The 3,661-nt window shown below is 49.4% G+C and carries 3 protein-coding genes; 2 read left to right on the top strand and 1 reads right to left on the bottom strand.

Translation table 11 applies throughout. The features are described 5' to 3' along the window. Positions 1 to 229: 229 nt before the first annotated feature. Positions 230 to 448: a hypothetical protein gene (locus ACP5D0_RS10235; RefSeq protein ID WP_472365696.1), complete on the bottom strand. Its 219-nt coding sequence runs from the start codon at positions 446 to 448 to the stop codon at positions 230 to 232. A 46-nt stretch (positions 449 to 494) separates the two neighbouring features. Here ACP5D0_RS10235 and ACP5D0_RS10230 point away from each other — a divergent pair, with 46 nt between their 5' ends. Then, a complete protein-coding gene (locus ACP5D0_RS10230; RefSeq protein ID WP_472365695.1) occupies positions 495 to 3,179 on the top strand; it encodes a putative bifunctional diguanylate cyclase/phosphodiesterase in 2,685 nt (894 codons plus the stop codon). 9 nt (positions 3,180 to 3,188) lie between these two features. Further along, a complete protein-coding gene (locus ACP5D0_RS10225; RefSeq protein ID WP_472365693.1) occupies positions 3,189 to 3,431 on the top strand; it encodes a DUF6868 family protein in 243 nt (80 codons plus the stop codon). Positions 3,432 to 3,661 lie beyond the last annotated feature (230 nt).

Below are 3,661 nucleotides of genomic sequence, written 5' to 3'. Positions count from 1 at the left end.
AAAAATACCAAGCGCAACAGCAAACCGGCCAACAGATCCACCAACTCGGCTTAGTCTTCAATAACCACGCCCGCAACTTGGTGCAATGCGACTGGCAAACCCTGGAAAGCTAACCACAAAGACATATATGCCCTCTGTGGTTTAAAAAAACGGTTTCACCAGGCCTGGTCAAAAACCGATGTCACCCTGAGCGAAGTCGAAGGGTCTCCCACCGACAAACGTAAACCGTTCAACACTGCAAACCCGCCCGAGATGCTTCGGCTGCGCTCAGGATGACAGGTGTTTGTCGGGCTGAGATCCCTTCAATTCGGTCGGGATGATCGTCCGGATCGCCCAAAATAAATTGATTTGGCATAAGTTTTATTTGATGGTTGGGGGTCTTTTCTTGCATTATACTCATTGCAAAATATACTGATTCTTTTGCTGTGTTTTTACGCTGGCCGTTCATTCGTCGGCCTGAGTGTTACTCTATAACCTTGAAATAGGCTGTGAATGTGAATTCATCCAAACCCGAATCCAAATTGGAATCTAAGCCGGAATCTAAGCCAGAATCCAAGCCCCAACTGAAAAAGAAGAATCTGAAACAGACCATGCTGATCGGTGCGATTGTCACCGCGCTGGCGGTGTTTACGATTACCTTGATTGCGGCCTCGCAGATTTTTACCCAGAGTTATACCCAGCAGAGCGTTGCCAATGCGAAAACGCTTAGCCAGTTGTCGTTCGATAATATGTACCAGCTGATGAGTAAAGGGTGGAGTCGAGAGCAGTTGCTGGCGTTTCGTGCGGATTTGAAGCAGACGTATGAAGAACACCAGATGGCGTTCTCGATTTATCGTTCGCAGATTGTTAACGATCAGTTCGGCTATTTGGCCTCGGATGTGTCTGAGACGATGCAGCCCTATTTTCGCGAAGTGTTGCGAACCCAGCAGCCGATGGAGGTGAAAACCGATGACTGGGTGCGCAGTTTTCGGCCGTTGATTGCGCAGCAGGCGTGTTTGCAGTGTCACACTCAGGCGCAGGCGGGGGCTGTGTTGGGGATTATGGGGATTGAGCAAAACATTGGTCAGGTGTTGAAACCGGCACGCAATGAATTTGTGGTGTGGATGCTGTTGTTGATGCCGATTCCGGTCTTGTTGGCGATCTGGGTGGGGCGTGGCTTTTCCAAAAGCTTGCTTAACAGTGTGCACGATTTGAATCAGCAGGTGTTGTCGATAAATCAGATCGACGATTTGAAAAACTTGGCGCACGATAAGTCGGTGTTTGATTATGCCGAGTTTGATCAGTTGAACATCAGCCTGAATCAGCTGGGCGATAAAATCAAGAACATTGCCATTGACCGTGACATCCTGGATTTTGAGATTCAGCTTTTGGATAAACTGGTGCTGTCCTCAGAAATCGTCAAGGATTGGAAGCAGCACATTTGTGTGCTGATGGAGGAAATTAATCAGATTCTGCCTTTGTACAGTCTGTTTGTGGTGTTTCGTACCGATGACATTGAGCATTATGTGATCGAAGTTTTCTGGCTGGGCAAGCCGGATCGAGAAAGCGAGCTGGCGCTGGAAGAGAGCGCTAAAGAGACCTTGGCGCAGGTATCGATTTTTGAAAAAGGCTCGGTGTTTAAAGTGCTTCATACTTACGCGACAACGAAGCCTTTGCAGGTGGAAGCACGCATACAGACACAAAGTAAGAGTTTGATTCTGGAAACGCCGAAGATCGGTGGCGTGGTGGGGCTGGGCGTGAAGACGCTGCCGCCGAAAGAATCGTCGCGTTCGGTGGTGGTGGAGAGTATTTTGACCACTTTGGTCAATGTAATCGGTTCCATTAAAGCGATCAATAAGTTCACCAAGGATTTGGAGTATTACGCCACACGTGATCCTTTGACGCATCTGTTTAATCAACGCCTGTTTCACGAGTTGCTGCTGTATGAAGTGGAGCGGGCGCATCGGCATCGGTATGCCTTTGGATTGATGTTGCTGGATTTCGACAACTTTAAGTTGATCAATGACCGTTATGGTCATGCGTTCGGTGATGAAGTGTTGCGGACGTTTGCGTTGTCGGTGAAAGAGGCATTGCGGGAAGGGGATATTTTTGCCCGTTACGGCGGGGATGAGTTTTGCGTGATTTTCCCGGAAACAGCTTTTGATGATGTGTATCACTTGGCGCAAGGGGTGCAGGACGCGACCCATGGCATTGAGTTAATCGCACCGAATGGTGATCGGGTACACATTACCTGCTCCATCGGAATCAGTATGTATCCAGATCACGCTAAGGGTAAAGAAGACCTGTTTATGGTGGCCGATAATATGCTGTATCGCAGCAAGGGCAGCGGCAAAAACGTCATTTCCTACCCGGATGACTCGGATTTGGTGTCGGTTTACAAGGAGTCCAATGACCAGAGTCTGTTTATTCTGCAATCCTTGGAAACCGGCGAGCCGATTGAACCGAATTATCAACCGATTGTCACCATGGAAACCGGCGAAATCGAGGTGCATGAGCTGTTGATGCGATTGCGTCAGGACGGCGAGTTGATCAGCGCGGGGCGCTTTATTGAAACCGCCGAGCACATGGGGCTGGTCAACCAGATGGATATGATTTTGATTGATAAGGCGCTGGCGCAGATTCAGGCCGGGGGCTATCAAGGGATTTTGTTTATCAACCTATCGCCCAAGGCGATTGTGGCCAGTGAGTTTATTCAACGCATTATTGCGCTGACTGAAACCTATGCCATTAGCCATGATCGTATTGTGTTTGAGATCACCGAACGCGAAACGGTACACAACATTGCCTTGCTGGAAAAGTTTGTGCGCGAGCTGCGCTTGCAGGGCTTCCGTTTTGCCATTGATGATTTTGGCTCCGGTTTTTCGTCCTTCCAGTATCTGAAACGTTTTCCGGTCGATTTTATAAAAATCGAAGGGGAGTTCATCAACAATATGTCGAAAAATAAAATCGATTTGGCGTTTGTCGAAAGCGCCGTCTCCATGGCTAAATCAATGGGCATTAAAACCATTGCCGAATTTATTGAGAACACTGAAACGCTGGATCTGGTCAAGCAGCTGGGCATTGATTATGCGCAAGGGTACTTGCTGGCGACGCCGCAACCGGAGTTTATTATGCAATTGAGCCCGGCGCTGAAAAATCGCATGGTTTCGCCTGAGGACGCTTCAACGCTTGATGACTAGGAGGTCAAGGTGACATTAACAACATTGCAGACATTTCTGGGCCTTTGTGTTCTGTTGAACTGGGGTGTGTTGCTGCTGTGGGCGGGGCTGTTCATCGGCGCACACGACTGGCTGTTTCGTCTGCATGGTCGCTGGTTTTCAACGACGGTCAGTGACTTTGACCGACTGCATTATGCGGGGATGATGGGGTACAAACTGGCGATTATTCTGTTTTGTCTGGTGCCCTATCTGGCGCTGATGTGGCTGGCCTAGCGCAGGCGGCTGGCGACAGCCCAAAAAATGCTGTCACCCTGAGCGAAGCCGAAGGGTCTCGTGAGGTTTTGCACTCACCCAAAGCCCAGTATCCGCCCGGATGAGATCCCTCCGCTTCGGTCGGGATGACCGTTCAGGGAGTCGGGATGAACGCCCAAATAATGCTGTGTCTCTGTGGTTCAAAAAAGCGTTTGAGCCAGGCCTGGTCATTACTGGTTATTAATGCCAAG

This window comes from Hydrogenovibrio sp. (assembly GCF_049975065.1).
Classification (GTDB): domain Bacteria; phylum Pseudomonadota; class Gammaproteobacteria; order Thiomicrospirales; family Thiomicrospiraceae; genus Hydrogenovibrio.
This window is presented reverse-complemented; position numbering and strand designations above follow the sequence as displayed.